The sequence below is a fragment of the Amycolatopsis sp. AA4 genome (assembly GCF_002796545.1).
In the GTDB taxonomy this organism is placed as follows: domain Bacteria; phylum Actinomycetota; class Actinomycetes; order Mycobacteriales; family Pseudonocardiaceae; genus Amycolatopsis.
The window spans coordinates 6,815,269-6,832,913 of the sequence record NZ_CP024894.1 but is presented as its reverse complement, the minus strand read 5'-3'; the positions used below and the strand labels follow the sequence as shown (position 1 = coordinate 6,832,913).

Below are 17,645 nucleotides of genomic sequence, written 5' to 3'. Positions count from 1 at the left end.
GTGGTCGGCATGAGCGCCAGTTCACGGACGATTGCCCGGTTTGTCGCGATCACGATGAGGCTGGTCTTCGGGCGCACCCTCCCTGTTTGGGTTTGGGAACGTCTTCAACCTGACGTTGAAGCTGCAGTTGCCAGCTTTTCGCCGCACCGCTGGCGGTGCCTGCTGTTGACCTGACGGTGCTGGGGTTGCTCGTCGGTCCGCGGCACCTGGCGCGCAGCGTGCCACCCCAACCCTTTCGGAGATCTCCCGTGCGGCTCGGATGGCGAGTTCGATACCTGCGGGATCGACTCGCGGACCGCCGGGTCGGCGAGCATCTCGGCGAAGCTGCGGGCGGACCGATTCGCGCTGGCCGCACTTCCGTCAGGCCGCCATTCGGAGTCCCCCGAATTGTGCGCCAGTCAGTTTTCCCGGCGTGAAAAATGCACGATGAGGCGATGAAAATTAACCTCGTGATCTGATGAATTGCCGTACTAGTCGTCGCCGGTGCGCGTCCATAACATGGTCGGGTCGATCACGCGTTGTTACGCATTAATCTCAGTCGGTGAGAGTTTCATCGTCGAAACCCGGAAAACCGATACCGTCCGCTCGGGCTGGTGCCGCCGGACCGTGCTGAGTCAGCTATTCGCTCCGGTGCACCCGGCGTCACTGTGCACCGTCGTCGCCTTGTGGAGAAGAAATCAGGAAAGGTTTCAGGTCTCGCATGTTCGAAGCGAATCCATTGTCTTCAGATTGTGCCGCCCTGTATCCGGGAGCGGAACACGCCTGCGTCGGCGTGAGCCTTTTCAACGGCTACTTCACCGCGGATCGCCTGACTCGTCTCGTCGCCTGGACCGCGGAACACTTCCCCGAATACCACTTCTTCGTCCCGGACGAAGTCGCTGTCTACACGCTGGAAGCGCTCGGGTATCCGGCGGCGCGGGCCAAACAGAAGGTGCACCGGCAGTCCTGCCACGTGCACAACAAGATCGCTTCCGCGTTGCGCGTGCTCGGCGTGCCGGATCCGGAGCGGCGGATCCTCGGCATCGCCCGTCTGCGCACGATGCCGGATTACCGCGAACTGTTGCGCGAAGCGGAGACCCAGCTCGAATCCGACCCGGCGTTCCGGGCCGCGGCCTACGACGCGTCCTCCTGGGTGCTGCAGGGGAAGACCGGGGTCGCGCCGGACAGCGAAGCCCTGCGCCTCGCGGTTCGCTACCTTCTCGCGGAGATACCGTTGTTCGCGGGTTCTGGCCTGATCACCGGCAATCCGCGGTCGATGTTCGTCTACCACCAGCGGGTTCCCTTTCTGCGCCGGTTCTTCGACCGGGAATTCGCGTTCCGTCCCCGCGTCGGCCAGGGCTTCCTGGTCGTGCGGGACTCCGTGTTCGCGGCGGCGGGACGATGACCGGCCGCGGCGACGACTATTCGCTGACCACGGTTCCGGACACGGCTCGCCGGTCGTGGTACGAGGTCGCGGTACAGCGGTTCGGCCAGGTCTCGTCTCTGCAGCAGTTCATCGTCGGGGCGCTGCTCGGCTACGGGATGACGTTCTGGAACGCGGTGCTGGCGATCACGATCGGCTCGGTGCTGCTGGAAGTGATCACCGTCCTGCTGGGAATCGCCGGAGTGCGCGAGGGGCTTTCGACCTCGGTGCTCGCGCGCTGGGCCGGCTTCGGGCGCAAAGGATCCGCGCTCGTCGGGCTGCTGGTCGCGGTGAGCCTGGCCGGCTGGTTCGGCGTGCAGAACGGCGTTTTCGCGCACGGCATGCACGAACTCACCGGTGCGGTGCCGGAGTGGGCGTGGGCCGTGCTCGGCGGGGTGGCGATCACCGCGATCAGTGCCTGCGGGTTCCGGATCATGGCAGCGGTCTCCTACTTGACAGTGCCCGCCTTCCTGCTGCTGGCCGGATACTCCATCGTGGACACGCTGAGCGGACACTCGCTCGGGGCGCTGGTGTCAGCACAGCCGCCTGGCCCCGCGCTCTCTCTAGGCGCGGCGACGACCCTGGTGTCCGGTGCGTTCATTCTCGGTGCGCTGATGACGCCGGACATGACCCGGTTCAACCGGACGACCGGGGACGTCGTCAAACAGACTGTGCTCAGCGTGACGCTCGGCGAGTACCTGATCGGACTGATCGGGGTGCTGCTCGCGCACGCAACCGCGACGTCGGACATCGTCAGCATGGTCGCTTCGTCCTCCGGCGTGCTCGGCACGCTGGTGCTGACCACCGCGATTCTCAAGATCAACGACTGGAATCTGTACTCCGCGTCGCTGGGCGTGGTCAATGTCGTCGATGTCTTGCTGCGCTGGAAAATCAGCCGGGTCCAGGCGGTGGTCTTGCTGGGCGCGCTCGGCACGGCGGCGTCCGCGGCCGGCATCGCCGACAGCTTCTCCGGGTTCCTGACCGCGGTCGGGGTGCTCACGCCGCCGGTCGCCGGTGTGCTGATCGCAGAGTATTTCGTGGTTCGCGACTGCCGCGCGGCCCTCGACGCGCTGCGGAACGGCCGGCCGGCCAGCGGCCGCGACTGGGTGCCGGCCGCACTGGTCAGCTGGGTGCTCGGGACGGCATCGGCGATATTTTTCGAATTCGGCATTCCCGCGATCAATTCCGTGGTCGTGGCTTTCGTCAGCTATCTGGTGGCGGCCCGCATCGCGCGGGCATTCCGCCAGGGAAAAGGAGCGGCGCACATGGTGGCGTTGATCGGCCGTGATGAGCTCAAGCGCGAAATGGAGTCCGGCAGGGTGGTGGTCGTCGACACCATGCCGGTCGCGTACTACGAGCGGGAACACCTGCCCGGCGCGCTGAACATCCCGGGCTTCCCGTACGAGCACGCGGCCCGGTTCACCGACGAGCACGCGCCGCGGGTCGTCCCGGACAAGGCCGCGGCGATCGTCGTGTACTGCGCCAATACCCCGTGCCGGAACAGCGATTTCGTCGGCAACCGGCTGATCGAGCTGGGGTATCTCAACGTCCGCAAGTACCGCGAGGGCATCGCTGACTGGGTCGAGGCCGGGTATCCGACCGAATCGGGGACGGTTCGCCCGGAAGTGCCGGTTCCGGCCGAGCAGCCGGACCGGTGAGAAGCGCGCGCCGCCCGGGCAGCCCCGGCCGCCGAACCCGATTTCCGGCATTTGCCGATGCTGCGAAAGCCGGCCCGCGGGCCGCCTGACGACTTACGGAGGATCCGATGACCGACCTCGCGCCGCGTCGCGCCGTCCTCGCGCTTTTGGCACTGGCTGCCGCAGTGTTCATCGGCTGCTTGACCGAGGTTGTCCCGGCCGGGATCCTGCTCCCGGCCGCCGCCGACCTCGGCGTGTCGCCCGCGGTGGCCGGCCAGCTCGTCACGGTGTACGCAGTCACGACGGCGGTCGGTGCGCTGCCGCTGACCGCAGCGTCCGCCCGGATGCCGCGCAAGACGCTCCTGCTTCTCCTGGTTGCCGGATTCTTCGCGACAAATCTGGTGGTCGCGGCTTCGCCGTGGTTCGCGCTGACGCTCGTGGCGAGAGTGGCTTCCGGCGCGATCACCGGCGTCTTGTGGTCGCTGGTGGCGAACTACGCGATGAGGCTGGTTCCGGCGGAACGCTCCGCCCGCGCGCTCGCCGTCGCGATGGCTGGCACTCCGATCGCGTTCGCATTCGGCGTACCTGCCGGTGCCGCGGTGGGGGAGACCATTGGCTGGCGCTGGGTGTTCGTCGGAATGGCGCTCCTCGCGGTGCCGCTGTTCTGGTGGATCGCGGTGGCGGTGCCGCCGTTGCCGGGCGACGCGCCCGGCGCTCCGATGCGTCTCTCGCTGGTTCTCCGCGTCCGGGGCCTTCGCTGGTTGCTCGTCGTGGTGGTCGCGTTCTCCTTGGGACACAACATCGTCTACACCTATCTCGGCTCGTTTTACGCAAGCCGTGGCCACCTCGAGTTGCTCAGCACGGGACTGCTGCTTTTCGGAGTGGCAACGGTTGCCGGTCTGTGGCTGGTCGGGCTTGTGCTCGACCGGTACCCGCGGGCAGTGCTCGTCTGCACCGCCTCGACAGTGGCCGTTTGCTTCGTCGTGCTTACTCTCGCCGGACGCGAGCCAGCAGTGTTGCTGACGGCAAGTGCGTTGTGGGGCTTCGCTTTCGGCGGCGCGCCGACTTCATTCCAAGCCGTTGCCGCCCTTCTCGCCGGTCGGCGGGCGGACCTTGCCCAAGCACTGATCGTCTCCGGCTGGAACGCCGCGGTCGCCGGCGGCGCCTTGGCCGGCGGACTGCTGCTCGCGGTGTCCGTGGACGCCCTGACCTGGGCCGCCTCGGCGCTGGCAGTCTTGCCGGTCTTCCTTGTTTCGCGAGTTTTCTCGCTTGTCGAGCCGGCGGACCTCGCCAAAGCCTGACCTGTCGCCGCGAGAAAGGAGCGGAATCCGCGGTCCGTACGTACAGAATGTTTCTCCTCTGATAGCAAAGGGATAAGATGGCTAAAGTATTGACGCGCCTCGCGGCCGGTGCGGCCCTCGCGGGCGCACTGACAGTCGGCTCGCTGGGCGGCACCGCGTTCGCTTCGCCTCAGCCGGCACCGACGGCAGCGGCCCCGGCAGCGGCGTTCCCGCCGATCGTCGATAACGCGGTCGACGTAGCCGACGCCGACTACGCGGCTCTGCTCCAGAAGTCGCGGTCGGTTCCGGTCGTGCTCGAAATGTCGTCCCAGGGATGCCAGCCGTGCGAGCAGCTGGCCCCGGTGCTGACCGGCAAGGCGAAGAACGACGCGGGGAAGTGGCTTCTCGCCCGCGTCGACGTGGGCAAGGATCCGGTGATCCGGCAGGCGTACGGCAGCCCGTGGACGCCTACCTTGATCGCCCTCAAGGACGGCAAGGAAGTCGGCCGGCACACCGGCTACAACAACAACAGCTACGGGGTCGAGAACTGGATCGACACCTTCGTGCAGGGGAAGCCGCTGCCCCCGGACCCGACAACCAAGTCGATCGGGCCGGACTTCGATTTCGGCGACCTTCTGGCCACCTCTCAAGGCCGCGTGGTCGTGACGTATTTCGGGAGGAACCTGCCGGACCCGGAGAGCAAGGTGCTCGAGAAGATCTCGGCTGAGGGGAAGGGCAAGTTCCTGGTCGCGCTCGCGGACGAGGCCAAAGTCCCGGATGTGGTGCGGGATCAGGGAATGGCCGGCAAGCGCGGCGTGATCGCTTACTACCACGGGGTCCCCGTCAACCAGACTTCGGTCAAGGACGAGGCGTCGCTGCGCGCGTGGATCACGACCGTCACGACCACGCACTATCCGGATCACCCCGAGGGCACTCGCAACGAGGTCTACCTGTCCGACGAGAAGGAACTCGACGAGGTGCTGGCCTACTCCCAGAACACCCCGGTGGTTATGGAGATCGGCACGCGCTGGTGCTACTACTGCAATCTGCTGTCGCCTATCGCCTCTCGGGCCGCTGCCAAGGCGGACGGTTCGTGGTTGCTCGTCCACGTGGACGCTGACGAGCTGCCCGGCATTGCCGACAAGTACCACGTGCGGGGTTATCCGACAACCGTGGTCATCAGCAAGGGGGCCGAGATCAAACGGTTCGATGGGCTGGCGTGGAAAACCGCGAACGAGTTGCTGACCGAGGTGAACCAGCTCATCGGCGTGCCCGTGCAGCAAACCGCGAACGGCAGCAGCGGTGCCGTGACCCAGAGCCGCCGGAATTCGACCGGGACCGTCGTTCAGTCTGCCGACGATTCGTCGGGAAACGTCACGCAGCTGGCACGCGACAGCAAGGGAGTTGTCACCCAGAGCGCCGACAAAACGACAGGTGAGGTCCGCCAGGACGCCAGCGGTTCGTCCGGCAGGGTGGTGCAGCAGGCGGACGGCGCCGGCGGCCAGGTGATCCAGCAGGCGAAGAATGCCAAGGGGCCGGTGCACCAGGACTAGGGACTGGAAAGAAATGTACCGCCGATAGCACCGGGCCGCCGTCGTTCCGCGACGGCGGCCCGGCGTCGCTCGGAGGGTTGGCGGTGCACGGAATGTTCCTCCCCAGGCCCGCCCGCACCGTCGCGAACCGGCGGTGGGCCGGACCGCGGCTGGGGCGATGGCTCCGGCGGCTCCGGATCGCCGAGTTCTCCGGCATCCGCCCTGGACGCTGGTTGGGGTACGACCCGGCTCTGCGCGAAGGAACGCCAGAGCGCGGTGGTGCCCCGCGCTCTGGCGTTTGTGCTCGCGAGTGCCGTGGGGGCACACATCGCGGACCAGTTTTCAGGCCCAGACGAAGGAATCGTTGGGCGTACTGCGTTGTTTGGCCGCTATGTGCGTTCGAGTCGCACGTGTCGTCGCTTCGGGAGTGCAGGGAGCTTCCGCACCGCGGCTTCGTGACCCATCACGGGGTGCTGGCCGAACTGCACGGAGTTGTGCGGTGGCCGGGGAATCCGGTGGAGTGCCCGGGACGAAGTGCGCGCGGCCGTTCGGGAACACCTGTCTCGACCCGTAGTTGGAGCCGCCCGGCTCGAACAGCGGACGAATATAGCGGGAGTGGGTGCTGGCCGGACTCGGCATCGACGGTGCGGCGGCAACCGGTCAGGCCGAGCCGAGGCGCGCGGGCGGCGAGTTCCAGCCCCCGGCGCGGTGTCGAGGAGGAGATCGAACGCTTTGCCAGACAAGGGACTCGAAGCCCTCGGTCGTCAGCTGACTCACATCCGCGAACCCGCCGGGGCTTCGCCTGTTCCCAGCCCGCCGCGTCCGGCATTCAGGAGCCACCCGCACACACGGCACCACTTCCCGGCAGCCGTCGGCGGCGGGCGAGCTTGTCGAACAGGGTTTGCGGCTTGGGATCGCTGTCGGAGAGCGGACAGTCGCGCAGCCGTTCGCCGTCAGCGTTCAATCCGGCCGAATAGTGCAGTGCTCTCAACGACTTTCAGTGCAGTCGCCCGCGCTCGAAGGGGTGAGGACGAGCGCGGCTTTGACGATGGCGCCGATCTTGCGTGGGCTGGCGGTGAGGTGGCGGAGTGCGCGCCCCGCCTCCCATGAGGCAAGAGCGATGACTTGACCAGCGCAAATACAAAACGAGGAGATGTCAGGCCTGACATCTCCTCGTACCCGTCTTTGTGTGCCCTCGGCAGGATTCGAACCTGCGACACCTGCCTCCGGAGGGCAGTGCTCTATCCCCTGAGCTACGAGGGCTCGCTTGCGCGACTGAAGAGAGCCTAGCGCATGCCTTAACCACCGCTCGCAGCGGGTATGAAGGCTTCGGAAGATCGACGCGGAGGGAGGCGGCGGTGGAGGCCGAACCGTTCCAGGTCAGGGTGGCGCAAGAGGACATCGAGGACGTCCGGGCGCGGTTGCGGCGCACTCGGTGGCCGGAGGCGGAGACCGTCGGCGGCTGGGAGCAAGGGGTGCCCCTCGCGTACGCCCGGGAGCTGTGTCGCAGCTGGGCCGAGGACTACGACTTCGGGTTCGCCGAGCGGCTCAACGTCTTCCCGCAGTTCCGCCAGGAGATCGACGGCCTCGGGATTCACTTCGTGCATCTCCGCTCGCCGGAGCCGGACGCGTTTCCGCTGGTGATCACGCACGGCTGGCCCGGCTCGGTGCTCGAATTCCTCGACCTTCTGGGTCCGCTGACCGATCCGCGGGCGCACGGGGGCGACCCGGCGGACGCGTTTCACGTCGTCGCGCCTTCGTTGCCGGGGTATGGCTGGAGTGACAAGCCCGCCAGCACCGGGTGGGGTGTGCGGCGGATCGCGACGGCGTGGGATCGGTTGATGGTCTCGCTCGGCTACGAGCGCTACGGCGCGCAGGGTGGCGACTGGGGGTCGGCGGTCTCGGGCGCGCTCGGCGAGGTGGCCAGGGAGCGGGTCGCGGGGGTGCACGTCAACATGGCGGCCGCGCCTCAAGGCCAGTTCGAGGACGAGACCGACGAGGAGCGCGAAGGGGCGCAGGCCGCGGCGGAGTTCCGGCGTACCGGGCAGGGGTATTCGGCTCAGCAGGGCACGCGGCCGCAAACGCTTGGCTACGGTCTGACTGACTCGCCAGCCGGACAGGCGGCCTGGATTGCCGAGAAGTTCTGGGCGTGGACCGACAACGACGGCCACCCCGAGGACGCGGTCACCCGGCAGCAGCTTCTCGACGCGATCTCGGCGTACTGGTTCACCGCGTCGGCGACGTCGTCCGCGCGGCTGTATTGGGAGAGCTACCGCAGCTTCGGCGACCTGGTCACGGCGCCGTCCGGGATCTCGGTCTATCCGCGGGACATCGTCCGTCCGTCACGGCGGCAGGCGGAGCTGAAGTACACCGATCTGCGCTGGTTCGAGCGGCTGCCGCGCGGCGGGCACTTCGCGGCGATGGAACAACCGGCGTCGCTCGTCGAGCAGATCCGCGGGTTCTTCCGGCTCGTGCGCTGAGCTTTCCCACCTCGCGGAACAGGGCTGGGAAATCCGCTCCGCCAGGCATTAGGGTGAAGTTAGGCTACCCTATATTGCATATATGCGCATACCACTATATATTCCTCTCGACACCGAAACCTGGGAGGCGAGCGATGGGACACGGGCACGGCCACGGGCACACCGCCGCTCCGGCGAGCGCGTCCGGCCGCTACGTCCGCGCGCTGCTGATCGCTCTCGCGGTCGGTGCCGGGTTCATGGTGCTGGAATTCGCGGTCGGTTTCGCGACCGGCTCGCTCGCGCTGATCTCCGACGCCGCGCACATGTTCACCGACGTCCTCGGCGTCGGCATGGCGCTCGCCGCGATCGTGCTCGCGCGCCGCAGCGGGCCCACGCCCAGTCGTACGTTCGGCATGTACCGGGCGGAAGTCCTTGCCGCGCTTGCCAATGCGGTGCTGCTGTTCGGCGTCGCGGGGTACGTGGCGGTTGAGGCGATCGGCCGGATCACCGACCCGCCGGAGGTGCCTGGCCTGCCGGTGCTGCTCGCCGCGGCCGCGGGGCTCGTCGCCAACGTGGTGTCGTTCCTCGTGCTGCGCGCGGGCGCGAAAGAGAGCCTGAACGTCCGCGGCGCGTACCTCGAAGTGCTCGCTGACCTCGTCGGCTCGGTCGGCGTGCTGCTCAGCGGCGCGATCACGCTCACCACCGGTTGGCGCTACGCCGACCCGATCATCGGTGTCGCGATCGGCCTGTTCGTGCTGCCGCGCACCTGGACGCTCGCCCGTCGCGCGCTGCGGATCCTGTTCCAGCACGCGCCCGCCGGCGTGGACGTCGGCGAGATCAGCACCGAACTCGCCGCGCTGCCGGGGGTCGCCGACGTGCACGACCTGCACGTCTGGACGCTGACCTCGGGCATGGAGGTCGCTTCGGCACACCTGACGGTGCGGGCCGACGCCGAACAGTCCGCCGTGCTCACCAAGGCCCAGGACCTGCTTTCGGCCCGCTACGAGATCAAGCACGCGACGCTTCAGGTCGAGGGACCGCAATGCGCCCGCCGGTGCGCGGAGCTCTCCTGGTAGACCGGGGGCTATGCGCAAGGACTTCGACCCCGCCCAGCTGGCCCCGAACGCGTTCTACCACCTGCTGACCGCGACCGTCGTGCCGCGGCCCATCGCCTGGGTGTCGAGCGTTTCCCGCGACGGAGTGGACAACCTCGCGCCGCATTCGTTCTTCACCGTCGCCTCGGCCGCGCCCGCGGTCCTGCAGTTCACCTCGGTCGGGCGGAAGGACACCCTGCGCAACGTCGAGGCGACCCGGCAGTTCGTGGTCAACCTCGCGCCCGAGCCGCTGTTCGAGCAGATCAACGCGACCGGCGCGGATTTCCCGCCGGAACTGAGCGAATTCGACGAGGCCGGGCTGACCCGCGAGCCGAGCCTGAAGGTCCGCCCGCCGCGGGTCGCGGAATCGCCGGTCGCGTTCGAATGCGAACTGCACAGCACGGTCGGTTTCGGGCGTTCGACAGTGGTGTTCGGCCGGGTCGTGCACCTCGCGGTCAACGAGGACGTGCTCGACGGCGACCACCCGATGATCGACCGGCTGCGGCCGCTGTCCCGGCTCGGGCGCGACGAGTGGGGGACGCTGGGCGACGTCAAGGAACTGGCGCGGCCGACATACAAAAGCTCGTGAGTGTTAAAACCGGTTCTAACCGGCTGTCTGAGTTCAGGACATCGTGAACAGGTGATGTTTCAGGACATCGTGGACACTGACCGGCCTGTCGGTCTGGTCGCCACGGCTGCTGTGGTGATCATGCGGCGATGGGCAGAGCAGGGTTTTCGATGGATCCTGAGTTCGTCGCCGCGGTCGCTGGCGCCGCCGCGGGCGAAGACGTCAACATCGCGCGGTTCTGCCGCGAGCACGGTGTGTCCCGGACGGTGTTCCACAAGTACCTGAACCGGTTCCGGGCCGAGGGCGCCGACGGGTTCACCCGCCGCAGCACCGCCCCGCACCGCCGCCCGACCGCGCTCGGGACGGAGGTGGCGGAGGCGGTGCTGCGTGCCCGCAAGGAACTCGCCGACGAAGGGCTCGACAACGGGCCGATCTCGATCCGCTGGCGGCTGGAAGCCCAGGGCGCCGCTGCGGTGCCGTCGCAGTCGGCGGTCTACCGGATCCTGCGCGCCCACGGGCAGATCGTCCCGCAGCCGCGCAAGAAACCCCGGACGCGGCGCCGGTTCGAATACGCCGACCCCAACGGCTGCTGGCAGATCGACGGCATGGAGCACCACCTGGCCGACGGGACGAAGGTCTGCATCATCCAGATCCTCGACGACCACTCCCGCCTCGACGTCGGCGCCTACGCGGCGACCGGCGAGACCACCGCCGCCACCTGGGCCGCCCTGCAACACGCCTTCGCCGGACACGGCCTGCCCGTGGCGCTGCTGTCGGACAACGGGCTCGCCTTCTCGGGCAAACACCGCGGCCGCATGGTCGAACTCGAACGCCGCCTCGCCGCCCTCGGGATAACCGCGATCGCCGCCGCCCCGCACCACCCGCAAACCTGCGGCAAGAACGAACGCAGCCATCAGACCCTGCAGAAATGGCTCGCCGCCCGACCGGCCGCCGGCACACTCGCCCAGCTGCAGGAACTGCTCGACGAATACCGGACGATCTACAACCACCGCCGCCACCAAAGCCTCAACGGCGACACGCCCCGGCAGCGCTACGACGCCCGGCCCAAAGCCGTCCCCGCCACCGGGCCGCGCCGGCCCAGCGGCCTCGCCACCCGGCCCGTCTCGGCCACCGGCGTCATCGCGTTCTCCGGATGCTCCATCGTCCTGGGACGCCGATGGGCCGGACACACCGCCAGCGTCTACTGGCAAGGCGACCGCGTCACCGTCATGATCAACGACACGATCGCCCGCCAGCTCACCCTGGACCGATCAGTACGCTACCAACGCCTCGCCAACCAAAAACTGCCCACAAAGTCCTGAAACACATCTGTTCACGAAGTCCTGAAACATGGCAACCGGTTCTAACCGGCTTTAACACTCACGAGCTTTTCACGGGGCGGGCAGCGGCTGCGCGTCCCGCGCCTTCAGCATCATCTTCATCTGGTCCATTTCCGCGCCCTGCGACACCAGCATGCTGCGGCACAAGGCTTTCACCGCGTCGTTGGACGTGTGGGCCTGCGCGTACTCGGCCATCGCGACGCCGCCCTGGTGGTGCCGCAGCATCAGCTGCAGGAACTCGACGTCCAGCGCGCGGCCGGACAGCGTGCGCAGCTTCGTCAGCTCCGCCTCGGTGGCCATGCCCGGCATCGGCGCGCCGCCCGCCGGGGCGCTGGTCGGCATCTGCATGCCCGCGTGCCCCATCGGCTCGGTCATCCACGTCATGTACGCGCCGGTCGCCTGCTCGGGCTGGTCCCACAGCATGAGCCAGCCCTTCATCCGCCCGACCTGCTCGGTCTGCGTGCGCTCGATGTCGAACGCGAGCTGGCGGATCTCCGGGTCGGTCGAATGGTCGCGCGCCCAGCCGGCCATGGTGACCGCCTGCAGGTGGTGCACCGACATGTCCTGGGCGAACCCGACCTCGACCGAACCCGCGCCCGGCGTCGCGGGGGCCGCGTCGCCGCCGTCGGTGAGCCGCGTCGCGAAGACCCCGATCGCGGCCCCGACCAGCAGCACCGCGATCAGCGTCCCGCCGATGACCACCCACCGGGACCAGCCGGTCCGTTCCGCCGGGGCGGACTCCTCGGCGAACTCGGGCTCGGCGGCTTCGGCCGGGGCTCCGCCCGTCTCGGTCCGGTCTTCGGAGCGCCCCACGGTCACTGCCCGGCCGGCGGGGTCCCCGGCATGCCGCCCTGCTCGCCCTGCGCGCCGGTGGTGCCCTTGTAGTCCATCGGCTTCGCGTCCTTGCCCGGCTTGCTCGGGTCGAACTTCGGCGGGTTGCTCGGGTCGAACATGCCCTTGCCGAGCGCGTCGCACGAGGCGCCGATCTCCGGGTACACGCCGTTCGGGTTGGTCCGCAGCGCGGCGATGAACTGGTCGATGCGCGGGTCGTCGGCGCTGTCCAGCTTCAGCTGGTGGCCCCACGACTGCAGCGAGATCGGCTTGTCCAGGCCCGGGTAGGGCGACATCATCGTGTACGGCTTGCCCTTGACCCGCGCCTCGAGCAGCGCGACCTGGTCGCCCTTGATCTGGTCCGGGTTGTAGGCGATCCACACCGTGCCGTGCTCGAGCGAGTGCACCATGTTCTCGTTGCGCACCGCCTCCGGGTAGACGATGCCGGTGCACGCGGCCCAGTAGCCGTCGTGCGGGCCGCCGAACGGCGGGCTCTGGTCGTAGGCCACCCGTTCGGTGGGCAGGATGTGCACCGAACCGGGGTACTGCTTGATGACCACCCCGGGGATCTTCTTCGACGGGTCCGGGTTGCTCGCGGTCGGCGCGAAGGCGGCGGCGGCCTCGTCCCTGGACTTCTGGTCGCGCTTGGGCGCGGAAGCCTGCAGGTAGTAGACGATGACGCCGGCCAGCAGGGCGACCACCACGACGACGCCGATGATGGTGCCCCAGGGCGTACGCTTGCCCGCGACGACCGAGCGGTTCTTCGCCGCCTTCACCGCGGACGCGGACGAGCCCTTCTTCTTGGTGGTCCCGTTGGCCATGATTGCCGAGATCTCCTCGTGAGAGCGGGGGAGGGATCCGGACGGACCCTGCCGGTAGCCCAGTGTAGAGACCGGGCGTGCGATCACCGTGAACACCCGCGAGGCGCCCCGGCGAGCGGAACATCCGCCTCCGGTGTGCCCGCCGTCTCGCGAGCGCGTACCGCTTCGAGCGCGCGGCCGGAGCGCACCTAGAATTCGGCGAGTGACTCCCGCCGCTCTCGCCGATCTGGTCCGCAGCTCCGCCGTGCAGGTCCTCGCCGCACGGGGCGTCGACGCCGCCGTGCTGCCGGAGACCGTGACCATCGAACGCCCGCGCAACCCGGACCACGGAGACTACGCGACCAACCTCGCGCTGCAGGTGGCGAAGAAGGCCGGGCTGAAACCGCGCGAGTTCGCCGAGGCGCTCGCCGAGGTCGTCGCGGGGGCGGACGGCGTGGCCGCGGCCGAGGTCGCCGGACCGGGTTTCCTCAACTTCCGGCTCGCCGCGGACGCGCAGGGCGAGGTCGTGCGCCAGGTGCTGGCCGCGGGCGCGGAGTACGGCCGCGGCGACGCGCTGGCCGGGCGGCGGATCAACCTGGAGTTCGTCTCGGCGAACCCGACCGGTCCGATCCACCTCGGCGGCACGCGCTGGGCCGCGGTCGGCGACGCGCTGGGCCGGGTGCTCGGCGCGCAGGGCGCGGACGTCACCCGGGAGTACTACTTCAACGACGCCGGCGCGCAGATCGACCGCTTCGTGCGTTCGCTGATCGCCGCCGCGAAGGGCGAGCCCGCGCCGGAGGACGGCTACGCGGGCGGCTACATCAGCGACATCGCGGCCGAAGTGCTCAAGGCCGAGCCGAGCGCGCTGAGCCTGCCCGAGGTGCAGCGGCACGAGACTTTCCGGCGCATCGGCATCGAGCTGATGTTCAGCCAGATCAAGCAGAGCCTGCACGAGTTCGGCACCGATTTCGACGTCTACTTCCACGAGAACTCGCTGCACGAATCCGGCGCGGTCGACGCGGCGGTGCAGCAGCTCAAGGACTCCGGCAACCTCTACTTCGCCGACGGCGCGTGGTGGCTGAAGTCCAGCGAGTACGGCGACGACAAGGACCGCGTCGTCCTCAAGAAGGACGGCAACCCGGCCTACATCGCGGGCGACCTCGCCTACTTCAAGGACAAGCGCAACCGCGGTTTCGACCTGTGCATCTACATGCTGGGCGCGGACCACCACGGCTACATCGCGCGGCTCAAGGCGGCCGCCGCGGCGTTCGGCGACGACCCGGCCACGGTCGAGGTGCTGATCGGCCAGATGGTGAACCTGGTCAGCGACGGCAAGCCGGTGCGGATGTCCAAGCGCGCGGGCACCGTGATCACGCTCGAGGACCTCGTCGAGGCGGTCGGCGTCGACCCGGCCCGCTACGAGCTGATCCGGTACTCCGTCGATTCCTCTTTGGACATCGATCTGGACTTGCTGCGCAAGCATTCCAACGACAACCCGGTCTACTACGTGCAGTACGCGCACGCCCGGCTGTCGTCGCTGCGGCGCGGCGCGGCGGACCTCGGCCTCAAGGTCGACGAGTCCGGCGCGGACGCCGATTTCGGACTGCTCACCCTGCCTGCCGAAGGCGACCTGATCCGCACCATCGGCGAATTCCCTGCGGTGGTGCGGCGGGCGGCGGAGATGCGCGAACCGCATCGCGTGGCCCGCTACCTCGAGGAACTGGCCGGCGCGTACCACAAGTTCTACACCGTGGGCCGGGTCCTCCCGCAGGGCGACGAGGAGGCCACTCCCCTCACGTACGCCCGGCTCGCTCTGTGTGAAGCCGCGCGCCAGGTGCTGGCGAACGGCCTGTCGCTGCTCGGTGTCTCCGCTCCGGAACGGATGTAAACAATGGCGCACCCCGCGGGCCCCCGCCACGCCGACGTCTACCCCCATGCCGACGCCTCCGGGTTCCCGCCCGCGAGTGCCGGCGAACTCGACCAGCTGCCCGCGAAAGTGTGGCCGCGCAACGTTTATCGCGCCGCGGACGGCGTCGTCCGGATCGCCGGGGTCGACGTGCGCGACCTCGCGCAGACCTACGGCACGCCGCTCTTCGTGGTCGACGAGGCGGACTTCAAGTCCCGCTGCGCCGACTACGCCGAGGCGTTCGACGACCCGGCGCTCGTGCACTACGCGTCGAAGGCCTTCCTGTCCGTCGAGGTCGCCCGGTGGGTGGCCGAGCAGGGGCTGAGCCTCGACGTCTGCAGCGGCGGCGAGCTGGCCGTCGCGCTGCGCGCGAACTTCCCGGTGGAGCGGATCACGTTCCACGGCAACAACAAATCGGTCGCCGAGCTGGACGCGGCCGTCGAGGCCGGCGTCGGCACCGTGGTGGTCGACTCGTACTACGAGATCGCCCGGCTCGCCGAAATCGCCGCCGCGCACGAGATCGAGCAGAAGGTGCTCGTCCGGGTGACGGTCGGCGTCGAGGCGCACACCCACGAGTTCATCGCGACCGCGCACGAGGACCAGAAGTTCGGTTTCTCGCTGGCGTCCGGCGACGCCGCCGAAGCCGTCCGCCGCGTGCTGAACGCGCCGTCGCTGAAGCTGGTCGGCCTGCACAGCCACATCGGTTCGCAGATCTTCGACGCCGACGGGTTCGAGGTGGCCGCGCGCCGCGTCGTCGGCCTGCTCGCGGACCTGGCCAAGGAACACGGCCCGGAGCTGCTGGAGCAGATGAACGTCGTCGACCTCGGCGGCGGTTTCGGCATCGCGTACACCGAAAAGGACAACCCGCCGCCGCCCTCGCAGATGATCACGCAGATCCGCGAGATCGTCCGCAAGGAATGCGCGTACGCCGAACTGCCGGTGCCGCGCATCGCGGGCGAACCCGGCCGCGCGATCGCCGGTCCGGGCACGTTCACCCTGTACGAAGTGGGCACGATCAAGGACGTGGCGCTCGGCGACGAGACCGCCCGCCGGTACGTCAGTGTCGACGGCGGCATGAGCGACAATATCCGCACGGCGCTCTACGACGCGGTGTACGACTGCCGCGTGGTTTCGCGGTCCGCCAGCGACACTGCGGACGGCGACGACCCGGCGACCCCCACGTTGTCTCGCGTGGTGGGAAAACACTGTGAGTCCGGCGACATCGTCGTCCGAGACTGCTGGCTGCCAGACACGCTGGCTCCCGGCGACCTGCTGGCCGTCGCGGCGACCGGCGCCTACTGCTACGCGATGGCCAGCGGTTACAACCGGCTGCCGCGACCCGCGGTGGTCGCCGTGCGCAACGGCTCCGCCCGGCTGCTGCTGCGCAGGGAGACGACGGACGACATGCTGCGCCTGGAGGTTTGAGAAGTGTCCACTGTGTCTCCGAAAAGCCCGTCGCCGGCGGACCGCGCGCCCATCCGGGTCGCGATGCTCGGCTGCGGCACGGTCGGCAGCGAGGTCGCCCGGCTGCTCACCGAACAGGCCGGCGAGCTGGCGGCCCGCGCGGGCGCGCCGGTGGAACTGGTCGGCATCGCGGTGCGGCGGCCGGACAAGCACCCGGAACTGCCCGCCGAGCTGCTGACCGACGACGCCGCGGCGCTGGTCGCGCGGGACGACGTCGACGTGGTGGTCGAACTGGTCGGCGGGATCGACCCGGTGCGCAGCTGGCTGCTCACCGCGCTGAACGCGGGCAAATCCGTGGTCACCGCCAACAAGGCGCTGCTCGCCGAGTATTCGGCCGAGTTGTTCGAGGCGTCCGACGCCAGCGGCGCGGACCTCTACTTCGAGGCCGCCGTCGCCGGGGCCATCCCGCTGCTGCGCCCGCTGCGCGAATCGCTGGCCGGCGACCGGATCACCCGCGTGATGGGGATCGTCAACGGCACCACCAACTACATCCTCTCCGCCATGGACGCCACCGGCGCGGGCTACGCCGAAACGCTCGACGAGGCCAGCCGGCTCGGCTACGCGGAAGCGGACCCGACGGCGGACGTCGACGGGTACGACGCCGCGTCGAAGGCCGCGATCCTCGCCTCGCTGGCGTTCCACTCCCGGGTCACCGCGAAAGACGTGCACCGCGAAGGCATCGCCGACGTCACGGCGTCCGACCTCGCCGCGGCGCGCACGCTCGGCCGCACGGTGAAGCTGCTGGCGATCTGCGAACGCGTCACCGCGGACGACGGCACGGAATCGGTGTCCGCCCGCGTGCATCCGGTGATGATTCCGCGCAGCCACCAGCTGGCCGGCGTCGGCGGCGCGTTCAACGCCGTCTACGTCGAAGCGGACGCGGCCGGCGAATTGATGTTCTACGGCCAGGGCGCGGGCGGCGCGCCGACCGCGAGCGCGGTGCTCGGCGATCTCGTCGCGGTGGCGCGCAACCAGGTGCTCGGCGGCCGCGGCCCGCGCGAATCGGCGCACGCCGCGCTGCCGGTGCGGCCGATGGGCCAGACGCCGACGCGCTACCACGTGAGCCTCGACGTCGCGGACCGCGCGGGCGTGCTCGCCCAGGTGGCGCAAGCGTTCGCCGCGCACGGCGTGAGCATCGCCGCGGTGCGCCAGCGCGACGCGAACGACACCGCGAGCCTCGTCGTGGTGACCCATCTCGCGCCCGACGCGGCTTTGCAGTCCACTGTGGACGAAATCGCGAAACTCGATGTGGTGCACGAGGTGGTCAGCGTGATGCGGGTGGAAGGCGAAGACGCATGAGCGCGGCTGGCAAGCGAATCATGGATATTCCTG

General features: G+C 69.0%; 13 protein-coding genes and 1 tRNA gene. 11 read left to right on the top strand and 3 right to left on the bottom strand.

Annotated features, from left to right (window positions below):
* The first annotated feature begins 700 nt into the window (after positions 1-700).
* The 4 genes from CU254_RS31455 to CU254_RS31440 all read left to right on the top strand — a co-directional run bounded on the left by CU254_RS31455 (position 701) and on the right by CU254_RS31440 (position 5,872).
* Positions 701-1,384, top strand: a complete 684-nt coding sequence (locus CU254_RS31455) for a tRNA-dependent cyclodipeptide synthase (protein ID WP_009082649.1) — start codon at positions 701-703, stop codon at positions 1,382-1,384.
* A complete protein-coding gene (locus tag CU254_RS31450; RefSeq protein ID WP_009082647.1) occupies positions 1,381-3,060 on the top strand; it encodes a cytosine permease in 1,680 nt (559 codons plus the stop codon). Before CU254_RS31455 ends, CU254_RS31450 begins: the two co-directional genes overlap by 4 nt.
* Before the next feature lie 107 nt (positions 3,061-3,167).
* On the top strand, positions 3,168-4,340 hold the full coding sequence (locus tag CU254_RS31445; RefSeq protein ID WP_009082645.1) for an MFS transporter: 1,173 nt from the start codon (positions 3,168-3,170) through the stop codon (positions 4,338-4,340).
* A 77-nt stretch (positions 4,341-4,417) separates the two neighbouring features.
* A complete protein-coding gene (locus tag CU254_RS31440) occupies positions 4,418-5,872 on the top strand; it encodes a thioredoxin family protein (RefSeq protein ID WP_009082643.1) in 1,455 nt (484 codons plus the stop codon).
* 1,169 nt (positions 5,873-7,041) lie between these two features.
* Here the strand turns inward: CU254_RS31440 and CU254_RS31435 are convergent.
* Positions 7,042-7,114: transfer RNA gene (locus CU254_RS31435), tRNA-Arg, on the bottom strand.
* A 95-nt stretch (positions 7,115-7,209) separates the two neighbouring features.
* On the opposite strand from CU254_RS31435, the gene CU254_RS31430 reads away from it, so the two are divergent.
* The 4 genes from CU254_RS31430 (at position 7,210) to CU254_RS31415 (ending at position 11,294) form a co-directional block, all read left to right on the top strand.
* Entirely contained in the window at positions 7,210-8,331 is a 1,122-nt protein-coding gene (locus CU254_RS31430; protein ID WP_009082641.1) for an epoxide hydrolase family protein, read from the top strand.
* A gap of 134 nt (positions 8,332-8,465) precedes the next feature.
* Complete coding sequence (locus CU254_RS31425) at positions 8,466-9,386, top strand: cation diffusion facilitator family transporter (RefSeq protein WP_009082639.1); 921 nt, start codon at positions 8,466-8,468, stop codon at positions 9,384-9,386.
* Between the two features lie 10 nt (positions 9,387-9,396).
* Positions 9,397-9,993 carry a flavin reductase family protein gene (locus CU254_RS31420; protein ID WP_009082637.1) on the top strand — a complete coding sequence of 199 codons (597 nt, stop codon included), beginning with the start codon at positions 9,397-9,399 and terminating at the stop codon, positions 9,991-9,993.
* Between the two features lie 149 nt (positions 9,994-10,142).
* A complete protein-coding gene (locus CU254_RS31415) occupies positions 10,143-11,294 on the top strand; it encodes an IS481 family transposase (protein ID WP_037713211.1) in 1,152 nt (383 codons plus the stop codon).
* A gap of 69 nt (positions 11,295-11,363) precedes the next feature.
* Here CU254_RS31415 and CU254_RS31410 read toward each other — a convergent pair whose 3' ends face one another.
* Positions 11,364-12,014, bottom strand: coding sequence for a DUF305 domain-containing protein (locus CU254_RS31410; protein ID WP_234392899.1), 651 nt, complete (start codon positions 12,012-12,014; stop codon positions 11,364-11,366).
* Positions 12,015-12,127: 113 nt separating this feature from the next.
* Complete coding sequence (locus CU254_RS31405) at positions 12,128-12,964, bottom strand: DUF3105 domain-containing protein (RefSeq protein ID WP_037715418.1); 837 nt, start codon at positions 12,962-12,964, stop codon at positions 12,128-12,130.
* A 202-nt stretch (positions 12,965-13,166) separates the two neighbouring features.
* Here CU254_RS31405 and argS point away from each other — a divergent pair, with 202 nt between their 5' ends.
* Genes argS through CU254_RS31390 form a run of 3 tightly spaced genes read left to right on the top strand, consistent with a single transcriptional unit; the run spans position 13,167 to position 17,612 of the window.
* Positions 13,167-14,831 (top strand): arginine--tRNA ligase, encoded by a 1,665-nt coding sequence (argS, locus tag CU254_RS31400; protein ID WP_009082631.1) that lies wholly within the window; start codon positions 13,167-13,169, stop codon positions 14,829-14,831.
* A gap of 3 nt (positions 14,832-14,834) precedes the next feature.
* Positions 14,835-16,274, top strand: coding sequence for a diaminopimelate decarboxylase (gene lysA, locus CU254_RS31395; RefSeq protein WP_009082629.1), 1,440 nt, complete (start codon positions 14,835-14,837; stop codon positions 16,272-16,274).
* A 12-nt stretch (positions 16,275-16,286) separates the two neighbouring features.
* On the top strand, positions 16,287-17,612 hold the full coding sequence (locus CU254_RS31390; RefSeq protein WP_255409891.1) for a homoserine dehydrogenase: 1,326 nt from the start codon (positions 16,287-16,289) through the stop codon (positions 17,610-17,612).
* The last annotated feature ends 33 nt before the right edge of the window (positions 17,613-17,645 follow it).